The organism is Achromobacter sp. 2789STDY5608621 (genome assembly GCF_001299375.1).
Lineage (GTDB): Bacteria > Pseudomonadota > Gammaproteobacteria > Burkholderiales > Burkholderiaceae_B > Achromobacter > Achromobacter insuavis.
Map to the genome: position 1 here is coordinate 1 of NZ_CYTU01000080.1, position 16,889 is coordinate 16,889.

At 68.9% G+C, this 16,889-nt stretch carries 19 protein-coding genes; 1 reads left to right on the plus strand and 18 read right to left on the minus strand.

The genetic code is table 11. The annotated features are described in order from the left end of the window. Positions 1-69: 69 nt before the first annotated feature. The 18 genes from hisA to AOZ53_RS32195 form a co-directional block, all read right to left on the minus strand. Entirely contained in the window at positions 70-810 is a 741-nt protein-coding gene (gene hisA, locus AOZ53_RS32110) for a 1-(5-phosphoribosyl)-5-[(5-phosphoribosylamino)methylideneamino]imidazole-4-carboxamide isomerase (protein WP_054433732.1), read from the minus strand. Positions 811-878: 68 nt separating this feature from the next. After that, positions 879-1,577 carry an imidazole glycerol phosphate synthase subunit HisH gene (gene hisH / locus AOZ53_RS32115; protein ID WP_054433734.1) on the minus strand — a complete coding sequence of 233 codons (699 nt, stop codon included), beginning with the start codon at positions 1,575-1,577 and terminating at the stop codon, positions 879-881. A 37-nt stretch (positions 1,578-1,614) separates the two neighbouring features. Then, positions 1,615-2,202, minus strand: a complete 588-nt coding sequence (gene hisB, locus AOZ53_RS32120; protein WP_006388056.1) for an imidazoleglycerol-phosphate dehydratase HisB — start codon at positions 2,200-2,202, stop codon at positions 1,615-1,617. A gap of 12 nt (positions 2,203-2,214) precedes the next feature. Then, positions 2,215-3,306: a histidinol-phosphate transaminase gene (hisC, locus tag AOZ53_RS32125; RefSeq protein ID WP_054433736.1), complete on the minus strand. Its 1,092-nt coding sequence runs from the start codon at positions 3,304-3,306 to the stop codon at positions 2,215-2,217. Then, positions 3,303-4,607 (minus strand): histidinol dehydrogenase, encoded by a 1,305-nt coding sequence (gene hisD / locus AOZ53_RS32130; protein WP_054490941.1) that lies wholly within the window; start codon positions 4,605-4,607, stop codon positions 3,303-3,305. The genes hisC and hisD overlap by 4 nt, the downstream gene beginning before the upstream one ends. Before the next feature lie 45 nt (positions 4,608-4,652). Next, positions 4,653-5,327 (minus strand): ATP phosphoribosyltransferase, encoded by a 675-nt coding sequence (hisG, locus tag AOZ53_RS32135; protein WP_020925616.1) that lies wholly within the window; start codon positions 5,325-5,327, stop codon positions 4,653-4,655. After that, positions 5,324-6,592 carry a UDP-N-acetylglucosamine 1-carboxyvinyltransferase gene (gene murA, locus AOZ53_RS32140; protein ID WP_054433739.1) on the minus strand — a complete coding sequence of 423 codons (1,269 nt, stop codon included), beginning with the start codon at positions 6,590-6,592 and terminating at the stop codon, positions 5,324-5,326. The genes hisG and murA overlap by 4 nt, the downstream gene beginning before the upstream one ends. 2 nt (positions 6,593-6,594) lie before the next feature. Further along, the gene (locus tag AOZ53_RS32145) at positions 6,595-6,840 is read right to left on the minus strand and encodes a BolA family protein (protein ID WP_006392335.1); all 246 of its coding nucleotides are present in this window, start codon (positions 6,838-6,840) and stop codon (positions 6,595-6,597) included. 5 nt (positions 6,841-6,845) lie between these two features. Beyond that, positions 6,846-7,658 carry an ABC transporter permease gene (locus AOZ53_RS32150; RefSeq protein WP_006388063.1) on the minus strand — a complete coding sequence of 271 codons (813 nt, stop codon included), beginning with the start codon at positions 7,656-7,658 and terminating at the stop codon, positions 6,846-6,848. Next, positions 7,655-8,452 (minus strand): ABC transporter ATP-binding protein, encoded by a 798-nt coding sequence (locus AOZ53_RS32155; RefSeq protein WP_054433823.1) that lies wholly within the window; start codon positions 8,450-8,452, stop codon positions 7,655-7,657. The genes AOZ53_RS32150 and AOZ53_RS32155 overlap by 4 nt, the downstream gene beginning before the upstream one ends. A gap of 176 nt (positions 8,453-8,628) precedes the next feature. After that, positions 8,629-9,258, minus strand: coding sequence for an MlaC/ttg2D family ABC transporter substrate-binding protein (locus tag AOZ53_RS32160; protein ID WP_054433741.1), 630 nt, complete (start codon positions 9,256-9,258; stop codon positions 8,629-8,631). Between the two features lie 38 nt (positions 9,259-9,296). Continuing rightward, positions 9,297-10,094, minus strand: a complete 798-nt coding sequence (locus AOZ53_RS32165) for an MlaA family lipoprotein (RefSeq protein ID WP_054490943.1) — start codon at positions 10,092-10,094, stop codon at positions 9,297-9,299. Between the two features lie 86 nt (positions 10,095-10,180). After that, positions 10,181-10,681 carry an outer membrane lipid asymmetry maintenance protein MlaD gene (gene mlaD / locus AOZ53_RS32170; RefSeq protein ID WP_054433745.1) on the minus strand — a complete coding sequence of 167 codons (501 nt, stop codon included), beginning with the start codon at positions 10,679-10,681 and terminating at the stop codon, positions 10,181-10,183. A gap of 13 nt (positions 10,682-10,694) precedes the next feature. Further along, positions 10,695-11,483 carry a lipid asymmetry maintenance ABC transporter permease subunit MlaE gene (gene mlaE / locus AOZ53_RS32175; protein ID WP_006392341.1) on the minus strand — a complete coding sequence of 263 codons (789 nt, stop codon included), beginning with the start codon at positions 11,481-11,483 and terminating at the stop codon, positions 10,695-10,697. Further along, complete coding sequence (locus tag AOZ53_RS32180) at positions 11,480-12,316, minus strand: ABC transporter ATP-binding protein (protein WP_054475210.1); 837 nt, start codon at positions 12,314-12,316, stop codon at positions 11,480-11,482. Before AOZ53_RS32180 ends, mlaE begins: the two co-directional genes overlap by 4 nt. A 280-nt stretch (positions 12,317-12,596) precedes the next feature. Continuing rightward, a complete protein-coding gene (locus AOZ53_RS32185; protein ID WP_054490945.1) occupies positions 12,597-13,664 on the minus strand; it encodes an NAD(P)H-dependent flavin oxidoreductase in 1,068 nt (355 codons plus the stop codon). 19 nt (positions 13,665-13,683) lie between these two features. Next, positions 13,684-14,661 carry a Bug family tripartite tricarboxylate transporter substrate binding protein gene (locus AOZ53_RS32190; protein ID WP_054490947.1) on the minus strand — a complete coding sequence of 326 codons (978 nt, stop codon included), beginning with the start codon at positions 14,659-14,661 and terminating at the stop codon, positions 13,684-13,686. A 19-nt stretch (positions 14,662-14,680) separates the two neighbouring features. Further along, positions 14,681-15,901 (minus strand): YbfB/YjiJ family MFS transporter, encoded by a 1,221-nt coding sequence (locus tag AOZ53_RS32195; RefSeq protein WP_054433752.1) that lies wholly within the window; start codon positions 15,899-15,901, stop codon positions 14,681-14,683. Positions 15,902-15,965: 64 nt separating this feature from the next. Here AOZ53_RS32195 and AOZ53_RS32200 point away from each other — a divergent pair, with 64 nt between their 5' ends. Continuing rightward, positions 15,966-16,838: a LysR family transcriptional regulator gene (locus tag AOZ53_RS32200; RefSeq protein WP_054433754.1), complete on the plus strand. Its 873-nt coding sequence runs from the start codon at positions 15,966-15,968 to the stop codon at positions 16,836-16,838. Positions 16,839-16,889: the final 51 nt, after the last annotated feature.

The following is a 16,889-nucleotide window of genomic DNA, read 5'->3' on the forward strand; positions in this document are numbered from 1 at the left end:
GGGGAATGATGCGGCGGGTCAGCGCGCTCGGGGCGGGCGCGCCCGCCCCGGAGGTCCTGCTGGAGGTGGTCATTTGGCCAATTCGTCGGCGCGGGCCTGCGCCGCCTGGAAGTTGAGCGTGCCTTCGTAGATGCTGCGGCCCAGGATGGCGCCTTCGACGCCCTCTTCCTCGACGGCGCACAGCGCTTCGATGTCCTGGATGCCGGCGATGCCGCCCGAGGCGTACACGGGGATGCGCACGTGCTGCGCCAGGCGCACGGTGGCCTCGACGTTCACGCCCGACAGCATGCCGTCACGGCCGATGTCGGTGTAGATGATGGCTTCGCAGCCGTAGTCCTCGAACTTCTTGGCCAGGTCGAGCACGTCGTGGCGGGTCAGCTTGCTCCAGCCGTCGGTGGCGATCTTGCCGTCGCGGGCGTCCAGGCCGACGATGATCTGGCCGGGGAAGGCGCCGCAGGCGTCCTGCAGGAAGCCCGGGTTCTTGACCGCGGCGGTGCCGATGATGACGTAGGAAATGCCGGCGTCGAGGTAGCGCTCGATGGTGTCGAGGTCGCGGATGCCGCCGCCGATCTGGACGGGGATGTCGTCGCCGACGGCGTCCAGGATGGCCTTGATGGGCGCTTCATTCTTGGGCTTGCCGACGACGGCGCCGTTCAGGTCGACCAGGTGCAGGCGGCGCGCGCCCTGTTCGAGCCATTTGGAGGCCATGGAGGCGGGGTCTTCGGAGAACACCGTTACATCGTCCAGGTCGCCCTGGCGCAGACGCACGCAGCGTCCGTCTTTGAGATCGATGGCGGGGATCAGCAGCATGGTGGGCAGCGGGAAAATATGGGGTTGAACGGGCTGCAGCGCGTGTGCCGCAGCGGAGTGCTAGTGGCTTACGGCTGCCAGTCTACAAAATTGCGATACAGGCGCAAACCGTGCTCGGCGCTCTTCTCGGGGTGGAACTGCACCGCGAAAATGTTAGCTGCCGCCACCGCGCAGGTAAAGGCGACGCCATAATCGGTTTCACCAACGGTCAGGCTCGTATCGGCCGGGTCGGCGTAATAACTATGGACGAAATAGAAATGCGTGTCGTCCGGAATGCCGTCCCAGATAGGGTGAGAGCGCGTCTGGCGGACTTTGTTCCATCCCATGTGCGGGACTTTCAGCAGTTCGGGACGGGCGTCGACCGGGCCGGCGGCGCCGGTGTCGGCCAGGCAGGCCTGGTCGTCGCCGGCGGCCAGGTCGGCGAAGCGCGGACCGGCAAAGCGCCGCACCACGCCGGGGAACAGGCCCAGGCACGGGGTGGCGCCCTCTTCGCTGGCGTCGAACAGCATCTGTTCGCCCACGCAGACGCCCAGCAGCGGCTTGCTGCGGGCAGCCTTGACGACCGCTTCGCGCAGGCCGGATTCATTCAGGGTGCGCATGCAGTCCGCCATGGCGCCCTGCCCGGGAAATACCACGCGGTCGGCCGCGTCGATTTCATGGGGCTGGTTGCAGATGCGGATGTCCGCGTCGGGGGCGGCGTACTTGAGCGCGCGCGCGACGGAGTGGAAATTGCCCATTCCGTAGTCGACGATGGCGATAGTGGTCACTTCGATTTACCTGATGCGTGGCGGGAGGTCGCGGACGTTACAGCACGCCCTTGGTCGAGGGGACGACGTCGCCCATGCGCGGGTCGACTTCGATGGCCATGCGCAGCGCGCGGCCACAGGCCTTGAAGACCGTCTCGCATTGGTGGTGGGCGTTGGTGCCGCGCAGGTTGTCGATGTGCAGGGTGATCAGCGCGTGGTTGACCAGGCCCTGGAAGAATTCGCGCGTCAGGTCGACGTCGAAGGCGCCGATGTGCGAACGCGTGAAGGGGATGTGGTATTCCAGGCCGGGACGGCCCGAGAAATCGACCACCACGCGCGACAGCGCTTCGTCCAGCGGCACGTAGGCGTGGCCGTAGCGGCGCAGGCCGGCCTTGGTGCCGACCGCCTTGGCGATGGCCATGCCCAGCGTGATGCCCACGTCTTCCACCGTGTGATGCGCATCGATGTGCAGGTCGCCCTCGGCCTTGATGTCGAGGTCGATCAGGCCGTGGCGCGCGATCTGGTCCAGCATGTGGTCCAGGAAGGGCACGCCCGTGTCGATCGTCTGCTTGCCGGTGCCATCCAGGTTGATGGCCACGCGGATGCGGGTTTCGTTGGTGTTGCGGGTGATCTCTGCGGTACGCATGTCAGGACTCGATTAGGCACTCAGGATGTCTTGCAGTGCCGATAGCAAAGCGGCGTTCTCGTCCGGGGAACCTACCGAGATGCGGAGGCAGCCGGCCAGGAGCGGATGGGCGTTGGAGAAGTTACGAACCAATATTTTGCGCTGTTTCAAGGCAAGATGCACGGCGTTGCCGTCCAGCTTGCCGGAAAAGCGGGCGAGTACGAAGTTGGCGGCGGAAGGGAATACCCTGACGCCGGGCAGCGCCGCCAGGGCCGCGGCCAGCGGCTCGCGGTCGGCGCGCAGGCGGGCGGCCTGCGCGTCCAGCACCGGCTTGTGGCGCAGCACCGTCAGCAGCGCGGCCTGGGTCAGCACGTCCAGGTTGTAGGGCGGGCGCACCTTGTCCAGCTCGGCGACCCAGTCGGGATGGCCGGCCAGGTAGCCGAAGCGCAGGCCCGCCAGGCCGATCTTGGACACCGTGCGCATCACCACCACGTTGGGCGCGTCCAGCAGGCGCGGCATCCAGCTGCGGTCGGTGAAGGGCTGGTAGGCCTCGTCCACCACCACCAGGCCGGGGGCGGCGGCGATGATGGCGGCCATGTCGGCGTCCGACCAGGCGCCGCCGGTGGGGTTGTTGGGCACGGCCAGGAACACCACCTTGGGCTGGTGCTCGCGGATCGCGGCCAGCATCGCCGGAAGATCCAGGGACAGATCGTCGGCGAGCGGCACGCCGACGAAGCGGGCGTGGTCGAAGCGCGCCGCCATGTCGAAATAGACGAACGACGGCCACGGCGCCAGCACCACCTCGCCCGGGTTGCAGCAGGCCTGCACCACGATGTGGATCAGCTCGTCCGAGCCGTTGCCGAACAGCACGCCGGCGGCCGCGGGCACGCCGAAGGCCGCTTTCACGGCCTGGCGCAGTTCGGACAGGTCGGCGGCCGGGTAGCGGTTCAGCGGCGTATCGCGCAGCACGCGGGCCAGGTCGTCGCGCACCGCCTCGGGCAGTTCGTAGGGCGACTCCATCGCGTCCAGCTTGATGCAGCCTTCGGCGTGCGCCACCGGATACGCGCTCAGTTCACGGATGTCGGGCCGGATGGTGCCGGCGATGCGGCCGGCGACCTCGCTCATGGCTGGTCGATCCGGTACTGGGCGCTGGCGGCGTGGGCCTGCAGGCCTTCGCCCAGCGCCAGTTCGGCGGCGATGCGGCCGAGCGTCTGGGCGCCCTGGTGCGAGACCTGGATCAGGCTGGAGCGCTTCTGGAAGTCATAGACGCCCAGCGGCGACGAGAAACGGGCCGTGCGCGAGGTCGGCAGCACGTGGTTGGGGCCGGCACAGTAGTCGCCCAGGGCTTCCGAGCTGAAGCGGCCCATGAAGATGGCGCCGGCGTGGCGGATCCTGGCGGTCCAGATTTCCGGTTGCTCGGTGGAGATCTCCAGGTGTTCCGGGGCGATGTCGTTGGCGATGCGGCAGGCTTCGTCCAGGTCGCGCACCTGGATCAGCGCGCCGCGGTTGGCCAGGCTGGTGCGCAGGATGTCGGCGCGCGGCATGGTCGGCAGCAGGCGGGCGATGGCGGCCTCGACTTCGGCGATGAAGGCGGCGTCCGGGCACAGCAGGATGGACTGGGCCAGTTCGTCGTGCTCGGCCTGCGAGAACAGGTCCATGGCGATCCAGTCGGCCGGCGTCTTGCCGTCGCAGATCACCAGGATCTCGCTGGGGCCGGCGATCATGTCGATGCCGACCACGCCGAATACGCGGCGCTTGGCGGCGGCCACATAGGCGTTGCCCGGGCCGACGATCTTGTCCACGGCCGGCACGGTGGCGGTGCCGTAGGCCAGCGCGCCGACGGCCTGCGCGCCGCCGATGGCGAACACGCGGTCGACGCCGCTGATGGCGGCCGCGGCCAGCACGATCGGGTTGCGCGCGCCGTCCGGCGTGGGCGTGACCATGACCAGTTCCTGCACGCCGGCGACCTTGGCCGGGATGGCGTTCATCAGCACCGACGACGGATACGCGGCCTTGCCGCCCGGCACGTACAGGCCGACGCGGTCCAGCGGCGTGACCTGCTGGCCCAGCAGCGTGCCGTCGGCCTCGGTGTAGGTCCAGGTCTCGGCGCGCTGGCGCTCGTGGTAGCGGCGCACGCGCTCGGCGGCGGCCTGCAGCGCGTCGCGCTGGGCGGCTGGCAGCGCGGCCAGGGCCGCATGCCAGTCGGCCTTGGGGATTTCGAGCGTGTCCGCGGACGCATGCGGCATGCGGTCGAAGCGCTGGGTGTATTCCACCAGCGCGGCGTCGCCGCGGGCGCGCACGTCGGCCAGGATGCTGGCGGCGGCGCGGTCGATGGACTCGTCCTCGGTGGCCTCGAAGGCCAGCAGCTTGGACAGGGCGGATGCGAATCCGGGATCGCGGGAGTCGAGACGATTGATCAGGGCCATGGCGTTCAGGCGGGTGGCGGACGCCGCGCGGGGCGGCGGCCTGGGTCAGGCGTTGCGGGAGGCGGCGCGCTCGAAAGCGTCCAGCAGCGGTTGCAGGCGTTCGCCGCGGGTCTTCAGCGCGGCCTGGTTGACGATCAGGCGCGAGGAGATCGGCATGATGTCCTCGACCGCGACCAGGTCGTTGGCGCGCAGCGTGCCGCCGGTGGACACCAGGTCCACGATGCAGTCGGCCAGGCCCACCAGCGGCGCCAGTTCCATCGAACCATACAGCTTGATGATGTCGACGTACACACCCTTGGAGGCGAAGTGTTCACGGGCTGACTGCACGTACTTGGTGGCCACGCGCAGGCGCGCGCCCTGGTGCACCGCGGCTTCGTAGTCGAAGCCGTTGCGCACGGCCACGGCCAGGCGGCACTTGGCGATGTTCAGGTCGATCGGCTGGTACAGGCCGCCGGGCTGCTGCGCGGCGTGCTCGATCAGCACGTCCTTGCCGGCGATGCCGAGGTCGGCCGCGCCGTACTGCACGTAGGTCGGCACATCCGAGGCGCGCACGATGATCAGGCGCAGGCCGGGATCGCTGGTCGGCAGGATCAGCTTGCGCGAGCTTTCGGGGTTCTCGGGCACCTCGATGCCGGCTTCCGCCAGCAGAGGCATGGTTTCTTCGAAGATGCGCCCCTTGGACAGAGCCAGGGTCAGGGGGGCGAGCGGGGCATTGCTCATGCCGATTCCTTGCCGGTAACGCGTTGAATATTGGCGCCCAGGGCGCGCAGCTTGACTTCCATCCGATCGTAGCCGCGATCCAGGTGGTAGATGCGGTCGACCAGCGTGTCGCCGTCGGCGGCCAGGCCGGCGATGACCAGGCTGGCCGAGGCCCGCAGGTCGGTGGCCATGACCGTCGCGCCCGACAGGCGGGCGATGCCGCGGACGATGGCGGTGTGGCCGTCGATGTCGATGTCCGCGCCCATGCGGCGCAGTTCCTGCACGTGCATGTAGCGGTTCTCGAAGATGTTCTCGACGATCACCGAGGTGCCTTCGGCCACCGTGTTCAGCGTCATCACCTGGGCCTGCATGTCGGTGGCGAAGCCGGGGTACTCATGGGTGCGAAAGCCGACGGCCTTGGGGCGCGTCGACATGGCGCCGCGGATCCAGTCGGGGCCGGTCTCAATGGTCAGGCCGGCTTCGGTCAGCTTGTCGAGCGTGGCGCCGAGGATGCCGGCGTCGGTGTTGCGCAGCACGATGTCGCCGCCCGCCGCGCCCACGGCGCACAGGAAGGTGCCGGCCTCGATGCGGTCGGAGATCACGCGGTGCTCGGCGCCGTGCAGGCGCTCGACGCCGTCGATCACGATGCGGTCGGTGCCGTGGCCCTGGATGCGGGCGCCCATCTTGATGAGCAGCTCGGCCAGGTCCACCACCTCGGGTTCGCGGGCGGCGTTTTCCAGCACGGTCTGGCCTTCGGCCAGCACCGCCGCCATCAGCAGGTTCTCGGTGCCGGTGACGGTGACCATGTCGGTACGGATCGAGGCGCCCTTCAGGCGCTTGGCGCGCGCCACCACGAAGCCGTGCTCGATGCTGATGTCGGCGCCCAGGGCCGCCAGGCCCTTGATGTGCTGGTCCACCGGCCGCTGGCCGATGGTGCAGCCGCCGGGCAGGCTGACGCGGGCCTCGCCGAAGCGCGCCACCAGCGGACCCAGCACCAGGATCGAGGCGCGCATGGTCTTGACCAGGTCGTACGGCGCTTCGAGGCTGTCGACGCGGTCGGCCTGCAGCGTCACGATGCCGTCGCTGCCGCGCTCGGCGCGCACGCCCATGCGGCCCAGCAGGCGCAGCATGGTGGCGGTGTCGTTCAGGTGCGGGACGTTCGAGATGGTCAGCGCGTCGGCCGTCAGCAGGCCGGCGCACAGGATCGGCAGCGCCGAGTTCTTGGCGCCGGAGATGGTGATTTCGCCATGCAGCCGCGCGCCGCCGGTAATGCGGAGTTTGTCCATGGTCACTTGCCCGCCTGGGTGTATTCGGCCGGGGTCAGGGTGCGCATCGACAAGGCGTGGATCTCGGCCTTCATGCGGTCGCCCAGCGCCGCGTAGACCAGTTGATGGCGCTGGATCAGGCGCTTGCCTTCGAAGGCGGTGCTGACGATGACCGCGTCGAAATGCGAGCCATCGCCCTGTACGTCGAGGTGTTCACAGGGCAGGCCGTCCGCGATGTATTGGCGGACTTGCGCGGGAGTGGGAAGCATGGACGTCAGTTCCTGAGTTTGTAGCCGCTGGCCAGGAGCCGCAGCGCATAGATCGAAAGCGCGAGGAACACCCCCGTCACCACCGCCAGGCTGCGCCAGGGGGAGACGTCCGACACCGAGAAGAATCCGTAGCGGAAGCCGTCGATGGTGTAGAAGATGGGGTTCCAGTGGGACACGCCCTGCCAGAAGGCCGGGAGCGTATGGATGGAATAGAACACGCCGGACAGGAAGGTGGCCGGCATGATGAGGAAGTTCTGGAACGCCGCCAGCTGGTCGAATTTCTCGGACCAGAGGCCGGCGATCAGGCCCAGCACGCCCATGATGCCGCAGGCCAGCACCGCGAACACCAGCAGCCACAGCGGGTTGGACGGCACCAGCGAGACGAAGAACAGCGCCACCACCCACACGCACAGGCCCACGGCCAGACCGCGCACCACGGCCGCCAGCACGTAGGCGGCGAAGATGTCGCGGTGCGACAGCGGCGGCAGCAGCATGAACACCAGGTTGCCGGTGATGCGGCTCTGGATCAGCGACGACGAAGGGTTGGCGAAGGCGTTCTGCAGCATGCTCATCATCATGAGCCCGGGGATCAGGAACGCGGTGTACGGCACGCTGCCGTAGACCATGACGCGCCCTTCCAGCACGTGGGCGAACACCAGCAGGTACAGCAGCGCGGTGATGACGGGCGCGGCGATGGTCTGGAAGCTGACCTTCCAGAAGCGCAGCAATTCCTTGCGCAGCAGGGTCGGAAAGCCCGAGCCCGCGTCCAGGCGGGGCTGCACCAGCGGCTGGCTGGCATTGGCGGCGGGCTGCGTCATTGCGGAATCTCTTCGGGTTGCGGGGCGTCGTCCTGGTGCATGATGCGCACGAAGGCGTCCTCGAGGTCGACGCCGCCGACGCGGGCCAGCAGCGCCTGGGTGGTGTCCAGCGCCACGATGCGGCCGCCCTTGAGCATGGCGATGCGGCCGCACAGGGCTTCCGCTTCTTCCAGGTAGTGGGTGGTCAGCATGATGGTGTGGCCGGCCTTGTTCAGGCGCGAGATGAATTCCCACAGGGTGCGGCGCAGGTCCACGTCGACGCCCGCGGTGGGTTCGTCCAGCACGATGACCGGCGGGCGGTGCACCAGCGCCTGCGCCACCAGCACGCGGCGCTTCATGCCGCCGGACAGCGCGCGCATGTTCGAGTTGGCCTTGTCGGCCAGGCCCAGGTTGAAGAGGATCTCGTCGATCCAGTCGTCGTTCTTGCGCAGGCCGAAATAACCGGACTGGATGCGCAGCGTCTCGCGCACGGTGAAGAACGGGTCGTAGACCAGTTCCTGCGGCACGACGCCCAGGGCCCGCCGTGCCGACTTGTAGTCGGCCACGACGTCGTAGCCACAGACGGTGGCGCGGCCGGCGGTGGCGTGCGCCAGCCCGGCCAGGATGGAAATGAGGGTGGTCTTGCCGGCGCCGTTGGGCCCGAGCAGGCCGAAGAACTCGCCGTGCTCGATGTTCAGGCTGACGTTGTCGAGCGCCTGGAAGCCGGCGCCGGGCGCGCGCCCGGTGAGCTTGCCCCAGCCGCTGCGGCGCGGCGAGTAGATTTTGGAGACGTTCTCAAGACTGACGGCAGACATGACGGCGGCGAGGGTGCCCGGCAAAGAGCGAATTGATCATTATATAAGCGCCCCGCTACGCGAGGCGCCGATAGCCCCGGCGACCGTGGGGGCGCAGCGCGCTTATCCGTCCCCAAAAATGACAGGCCCGGCGGACCGCAGGGGCGCGCCGGGCCGGGACAAGCCGGACGGGATCGTTACTGGTTGCGCTGGTTCAGCGCCTGGATCAGGCCGTCGATGCCGTTCTGGTTGATCTGCTGGGCGAACTGGTTGCGGTAGTTCTCGATCAGCCAGATGCCTTCGACGTTCATGTCGTAGATCTTCCAGCCCTGGGGCGTCTTTTCCAGGCGGTAGTCGACGCCGACCGGCTGGCCGTTGGGCTGGCTGATGAGCGTGCGCACGACCACGTCGTCGGACTTGGGGTCGCCGCGGAACGGCAGGGCCGTGACCGTGGTGCCGGACGTGACGCGCGTCAGCGCGCCGCTGTAGGTGCGCACCAGCGTGCCGCGGAAGGCGTCGGCCAGGGCGGTCCGCTGCTGTTCGGTGGCCTGGCGCCAGTAGCGGCCGGCGGCCAGCCGCGTCGTCTTCTGGAAGTTGACGTAGGGCAGGATGTGTTCGTTCACGACCTGATTGATGCGGGCGGTGTTGCCGGCCTTGACGGCGCCATCGGCCTTCAGGACGTCCAGGGCTTCATTGGCGGCGCCCAGCACGAACTGGTCAGGCGCGCCCTGCGCGTCGGGTTTCGCCTGCACGGCGGCGGATGCCGCCAGTCCCAGCAGGCCGGCGAACGCCAGGCGCTGGAGCAGGGGGAAAAAAGAAAACGACATGGAGACTCCTTGCAATACGGATAACGCGATCCGACAGCTTACTTGTTTGCGGGCTTCGCTGCCGCGTCGCCCTTGTCCTTGTTGGCGGGAGCGTCTTCGTCGTCTTCGTAGTTGGGCAGGGATTCGTCGTCCACGCGCTGGCCGTTGACCATCGCGGCGCGGCGCTGCAGGTAGGCGTCGCGCACGAAGCTGTACGGATCCAGCGCCACGCGGTCGATGGTGTCGGTGGCGTTGAGCAGGCTGGCGCGCGTGTCGACCACTTCCAGGCCCCACAGCGAATTGCGCAGCGCCACGTTGTCGATGGCGCTCACGCCCATGTAGCCGTGCATGCGGCCCTGCCAGTCGCCGACCAGGCCGACGCCGTCGCGCACGCTGGCCGAACCGAAGAACGGCAGCACCAGGTACGGGCCCTGGCTGAAGCCCCAGACGCCCAGCGTGGTGCCGAAGTCGTTCGGGATCTTGCGCGCGCCGTTGGCCGAGGCGACGTCGAAGCAGCCGCCCACGCCCATGGTGGTGTTGAACAGGAAGCGGCCGAGCGTGTTGACGAAGTCGTGGCCGCGGCCCTGCAGGAAGCTGTTGGTGCCCGACCAGAGGTCGCCGACGTTGCTGAAGATGTTGTGGACACAGCTGCGCACCGGCTCCGGCGTGACGTAGGTGTAGGCCTGCGCCACCGGCTTGAAGACCGCGCGGTCGACGGTGTCGTTGAACTTGTAGACGCCGCGGTTGAAGCCTTCCCAGGGATCGCGCGGGTCCGGATGTTGCGGCGCGGCGCAACCGGCCATCAGTGCGCCGGCGGCGGCGACGGTGGCGATGCGGGAGAGAGCTTTCTTGTTCATGATCAGGGCATCCCTATCAGCAGATTTGTATTCTTATTGCAGCGTGCGTCAAGCATCGGGTTGTAGCCGGGCGTGACGGATCCTCTTTAATTCGGCGCTTTCGCTTCCGGGGCGCCAGCCGCGTTCGTGCCTTCCTTCTCGGCCGAGCCGTACAGGAACTTGCTGATCAGCTGTTCCAGCACCACGGCGCTTTGGGTATAGCGGATTTTGCCACCCTCGGCCAGATTGTCGTCTTCGCTGCCCGGCGTCAGGCCCAGGTACTGCTCGCCAAGCAGGCCCGAGGTGAGAATGGCCGCGGAGGAGTCCTTGGGAAACTGGTAGGCGGTTTCCAGGTTCATCGCGACGACCGCCTGGAAGGTCTTGTCGTCGAAGGAGATCTTGGAGATCCGGCCGACCACGACCCCGGCGCTTTTCACGGGCGCACGCACTTTGAGGCCGCCTACGTTATCGAAATTGGCCGTCAGCGTATAGGTGGGGGCAAAAGAAAAGGTGCTCAAGTTGCCGGCGCGCAACGCCAGGAACGCCAGCGCGGCCGCGCCCAGCAAGACGAACAGGCCTACCCAGAAATCGGTTTTTTCGCGAGACATGATCGATCCGTAATCAGTTTCCAAACATCAAGGCGGTCAGCAGGAAGTCCAGCCCCAGCACCGCCAGCGAACCCACCACCACCGTGCGGGTGGTGGCGCGGGCGACGCCTTCGGGGGTGGGCTTGGCCTGCCAGCCTTCGTAAAGCGCCACCAGCGTCACCGTGACGCCGAAGACCAGGCTTTTGATGACGCCGTTCAGGACGTCGTTCCAGACATCGACGCCGCCCTGCATCTGCGACCAGAAGGCGCCGGCGTCGACGCCGATCATCAGCACGCCGACCACCCAGCCGCCCAGGATGCCCACCATGGAGAACACGGCGGCCAGGATCGGCATGGCGATGATGCCGCCCCACAGGCGCGGCACCAGCACGCGGCGCATCGGGTCGACCGCCATCACTTCCATGGCCGACAATTGCTCGCCGGCCTTCATCAGGCCGATCTCGGCGGTCAGCGAGGTGCCGGCGCGGCCGGCGAACAGCAGCGCGGTCACCACCGGTCCCAGTTCGCGCACCAGCGACAGCGCCACCAGCAGGCCGAGCGATTCCTCGGCGCCGTAGCGGTTCAGCGTGTAGTAGCCCTGCAGGCCCAGCACGAAGCCCACGAACATGCCGGACACGGCGATGATCAGCAGCGAAAAGTTGCCGATGAAATGGATTTGCTGCGACACCAGCCGCGGCCGCGACAGCGCGATGCCGCTGCGCGCCAGCATGGCGCCGAAGAAACGGGTGAAGTAGCCGATGCCGGCGATGCGGGTGCGCACCCAGCCGCCCAGCGCGCTCACGGCGTTGTTGGATCCGCTCATGCCTTGCGCCCTTGTTGTTGCGACAGCCACTTCTGGAAGGCCGGCGTTTCGGGGTACTGGAACGCGACCGGACCGTCGGGTTCGCCCTTGAGGAATTGCTGCACGTAGGGGTCCTGCGAGGCCGACAGGCTCTCGGGACTGCCGGCGGCCTTGAGCTGGCCCTGCCCCACCAGGTAGACCTGGTCGGCGATCGCGAACGATTCGTGCACGTCGTGGGTGATCAGCACCGAGGCGCAACCCAGGCGGTCGGCCAGGCTGCGGATCAGGCGGGCGGTGATGCCCAGCGAGATCGGGTCGAGGCCGGCGAAGGGTTCGTCGTACAGGATCAGTTCGGGTTCCAGCACCACCGCGCGGGCCAGCGCCACCCGGCGGGCCATGCCGCCGGAGACTTCGGCCACCTTCAAGTGGGCGGCGGCGCGCAGGCCCACGGCGTCGAGCTTGTCGAGCACGCGGGCGGTGATTTCGGATTCGGCCAGCGTGGTGTGTTCGCGCAGCGGGAAGGCGACGTTCTCGAACACGTTCAGGTCGGTGAACAGCGCGCCCTGCTGGAACAGCACGCCCATGCGCTTGCGCAGGGACTGCAGTTCGGCGGGCGTGGCCCGGGCGATGTCCTGGCCGAACGCCAGCACGGTGCCCTGTTGCGCGATGAGCTGGCCGGTGGCGGCCCGCAGCAGCGTGGTCTTGCCGGAGCCCGAGCCGCCCATGATGGCGACCACCTGGCCCGAGCGCGCTTCCATGGAAATGTCGCGCAAGACGGTGAAATCACCGTAGCCTAGCGCCACACCTTCCAGGCGCAGGGCGAATTCCGGGGTGCTGCGGGTTTGATCGGGCATGGGCAACAAAAGGGTGTTTCGGTGGCGGGTGCCCTGCCGCCGCGCTCATGCGGGGCGGGTCATCCGGCCGGCGCGAGCGAAACGGGCTGCGTCGGGAAGCGCCCTGTTACTCATATGCCGGGGACGAGGAAAGACCCGTCGCACCCGGCGGCGAGGGGCCATTGTAGCCCGACGAATTGTCATCGCAGTGCGATATGACTGCCCATGGAACAGTGTTTTCGCCATTGGGAACAATCGATAGAGGCGCCCAGGGCCCCCGAACCGCCGGCGCCAGCGTCCGTCAGGCCGGTCCGCGGCCGCGCGCCGCGGTGGTTTCGCGCGCCAGCCGCGCCACCAGCGCGGCCGTGCTCTCCCGCCGCGCCAGCGGCGCGCCCTGGCCGGCCCAGAGCGACAGGACGGCGATGTTGCCGGCCTGGCCGCCGGCGGTGCGCATCGGCCGGGTCAGCGCGTTCTGCAGCGGGTACGGCAGGATATCGTCCGAAATCTGGTCGGCGTCGCGCATGAAGGAATTCACGATGCCGCGCGCCGGCCGCCCGGAGAAGGCCCGGGTCACCCGCGACTGTTCCGCGCGCGAGGCCGGCAGCACCGCCTTGTAGGCGTCGCCGATGCCGGCTTCGTCCGTGGTCAGAAAGGCCGTCCCCATTTGTGCGACGTCCGCGCCCAGGGCCAGCGCGGCGGCGATGCCGCGGCCGTCCATGATGCCGCCGGAGGCGATCACGGGGATCGACACCGCGTCGGCCACCTGCGGCACCAGGGCCATGGTGCCGATCAGCGAATGCTCGAAATCGTCCAGGAAGGTGCCGCGATGCCCGCCCGCCTCCGCCCCTTGGGCCACGACGGCGTCGACGCCGTCCTGTTCCAGGGCCACGGCTTCGCGCACGGTGGTGGCGGTGCCGACCGTCAGGATGCCCAGTTCGCGGCAGCGCGCCAGCGCGTCCGCCGGCAGGCGGCCGAAGGTGAAGCTCAGGACCGCCGGCTTCACGCGCAGCACGGCCTCGATCTGGCCGGGCAGCGGATCGGCCTGCGGGCCGGGGGCGACGGGCGCCGGCAGGCCCAGCTGGGCGTGGTAGCGCGCCAGCAGGGCCAGCATGCGGCTGGCGTCGCCCTTGAAGGGCTGTTCGGGCACCGCCGCGAACAGGTTGATGCCGAACGGCCGGTCGGTGCGCTCGCGGATCGCGGCGGCGGTCGTCTCGATCTGCTCGGGCGTCAGGTAGGCGGCGCCCAGCGAACCCAGGACACCCGCCTTCGAGGCCTCCGACACCAGCGCCACCGTCGTCGCGCCGCCCGCCATGGGCGCCTGGATGATGGGGTGGTCGAGCTCGAGCAGATCGGAAAGGCGGGATGTCATGGGGATACTCCTGGTTGGCTTACTGCAGCTGGATGTTTCCAGCCTTGATGACCTGCGCCCACTTGGCCGTTTCGCTCTTGATGAACGCGCCGAATTCCTCGGGCGTGCCGCCGCCGGCCTGGCTGCCGGTGTCGGCGATGGCCTTCTGCACGTCGGGTTCCTTCAGGATGCGGTTGAACTCGGCGTTGAGCTTGGCGATGATGGGCGCCGGGGTGCCGGCGGGGGCGACGATGCCCTGCCAGTTATACGATTCGAAGCCCGGCAGGCCGGATTCGGCCATGGTCGGCACGTCCGGCAGCACCGCCAGGCGCTGGGCCGAGGTCACCGCGATCGGGTGGATCTTCTGGCCCTGGATGGCCGGCAGCGCCGAATAGCCCATCTCGAACATCATCGAGATATGGCCGCCCATCAGGTCGGTCGCGGCCAGGCTGCCGCCCTTGTAGGGCACGTGCACGATGTCGATCTTGGCCTGTTCGCGGAACATCTCGCCGGACAGGTGGTGCGCGCCGCCCACGCCGGACGAGCCGAACGACAGTTTGCCCGGCTGCTTCTTGGCCATGGCGATCAGGTCGGCCAGGGTCTTGACCGGCAGTTCGTTGTTCACGCTCAGCACCAGCGGACTGTTCTCGATCAGGATGACCGGCGCCAGGTCTTTCTGCGGGTTGTACGGCATGTCCTTCATCAACGAGGGGTTGACCGCCATCGGCGCCAGGTTGCCGGTGCCGATGGTGTAGCCGTCGGGCGCCGCCTTGGCGATCAGGTTGGTGCCGACCACGCCGCCCGCGCCGGCCTTGTTCTCGACCACGATCGGCTGGCCCAGCGATTCGCCCAGCTTGCGCGCCAGCAGGCGCACGCGGGTATCGGCAAAGCCGCCCGGGGCGTAGGGCACGATCATGGTGATGGGCTTGGCGGGCCAGTCGGCGGCCTGGGCGTGGGCGGTGCCGCCAAGGACGGCGAAGGTGGCCAGGGCGGCGACCAGGGGGCGTAGCGATTTCATGCTGGGTGACTCCTCTCTCTTAATTTGATGGTTCCTGGGAACCGATCGCATTATGCCCAGCGTTCCTGCCCGCGGCGCTGATATTTCCCAAGCGCCAGGCCGACAGCGCCAGCAGCGCCGCGCCGCCGGCCAGCACCTGCGGCAGGCTGGCGCCCCAGCGCGCCGCGCCCGAGGCCAGCAGCGGCCCGATGATCTGCCCGGCGGCAAAGGCCGACGTCATGACGGCCGCGGCCCGCGGCGCGGCGCTGCCGGCCAGCCGCTGCGCGGCCAGCATGCCCGATTGGGTGATGACCATGAAGGTGCCGCCCACCAGCAGCGCGGCGACGATGACCGCGGCGATGGTGTGCCAGAGCGCCACGGCCAGCATGCCTAGCGCCATCACGGCCTGCGCGCCGCGCCACACGGTCTTGTCGTCGCGGGCCTGCGCCACGCGCGGCGCCACCAGGCAGGAGAGCGCGGCGGCCAGGCCGAACAGCGGCCAGGCCCAGCCGAACACCGCCGGGTCGGGAATGATTTCGCGCGCCATGGCGGGCAGGAATGTGGCGGGAATGATGTAGCCGGCGCCGAACACGCCGTAGTGCAGCGCCAGTTGGCCGATGCCCGGCGGCAGGCGTCCCGGGGCGGGCGCGGCGGCCAGGTGGCGGGCCGGCGCCGGCCGGTTCAGGCCCGGCCAGGCCAGCGCCGACAGCGCCAGCGTCAGTGCGCCCAACGCGGTCCAGTTGGCATTGGCGCCGGCGCCGGACGCCATCAGCGCCAGGCAGGCCAGGCCCGTCAGCGCGATGCCGGCGCCGACGCCAGCGTAGGTGATGGCGGACACCGCCGGCGCGCGCGGGTCGCCGGGCGCGACCGGACGCGCGGCGGCCACGCAGATGAAGGCGCTGGCGCTGCCATAGCCCGCCGCCAGCCGCAGCAGGCTCCAGGCCAGGATGCCGTGGACCCACGGCATGGCCAGCGTCAGCAAGGCCACGGCCAGCAGGCTGACCGCCAGCATGGCGCGCGGATGGCGCGGCGGCCGCACCGCCGCGGCCAGCGCGCCCAGCAGGTAGCCGGCGTAATTGGCCGACGCCAGCCAGCTCCCCTGCGCCAGCGACAGCCCGGCTTCCTGGGCCATCAGCGGCCAGACCGGGGTGAAGGCGAAGCGGCCGATGCCCATGGCGGCGGCCAGCGCCAGCGCGGCCGGCAGGGCCAGGCTGAGGGCGCCGCGCGGGGGCGCGGGATCGGGGTGGTTGGCTATTGACATGGCCCCACTCTACGGCTGTACTAATATCTTGAATAGTGAATTATTAAGAACATGAGTTCTTGAAATGAGAAACTTAGACCTCGACGCGCTGCAGATCTTCAAGGCGGTGGCGGACCATGGCGGCGTGGCGCGCGCCGCGGCCCACCTGAACCGGGTGCAGTCGAATGTCTCGACCCGCCTCAAGCAGCTGGAAGCGACGCTGGAGGCGCCGCTGTTCCGCCGCCAGAACCGGCGCCTGGTGCTGTCGGAACAGGGGCGCGTGCTGCTGTCCTATGCCGACCGCATGCTGCGCCTGTCGGCCGAGGCCCAGGCGGCCGTGCGCGACGGTGCGCCGCAAGGGCTGTTGCGCATCGGCACCATGGAAAGCACGGCCGCGGCGCGCCTGCCGCCCATCCTGGCGGCGTACCACGCGGCCTGGCCGAAAGTGCGGATCGAACTGGTGACGGGCACTTCGGGCGCGCTGGCGGCCAAGGTGCGCGACTTCGAGATCGAGGCGGCGTTCGTGGCGCAGCCCTTCGAGGCGCAGGGCCTGGCGCAGCAACCGGCGTTCGAGGAAGAGCTGGCGTTGATCTCGCCGTTGGCCTGGCCCGAGATCCACGGTCCCGAGGACGTGGGCGATCGCAGCGTCATCGCGTTCGCGGCAGGGTGTTCCTATCGCCGCATCCTGGAATCCTGGTTCGGCCAGGAAGGCGTGGCGCCGGGCAAGGTGATGGAGTTCGCGTCCTACCACGCGATCGTGGCCTGCGTGGCGGCGGGGTCGGGCGTGGCGATCGTGCCGCGCTCGGTGCTGGCGGTGCTGGGCGCGGAGCAGTCGCTGCGCGTGACGCCGCTGTCCGGCAGGCACGGCCGCGCGCAGACGCGATTGATCTGGCGCGCGGACGACGAAACGCCTGCATTGCAGGCGTTGCGGCAGCTACTGGCGCAGCGGCGCCAGTAGCCGGTGGGGGGCGGGGATCAGAAGCGGTAGCCGACGCCCAGCGTGGCGACC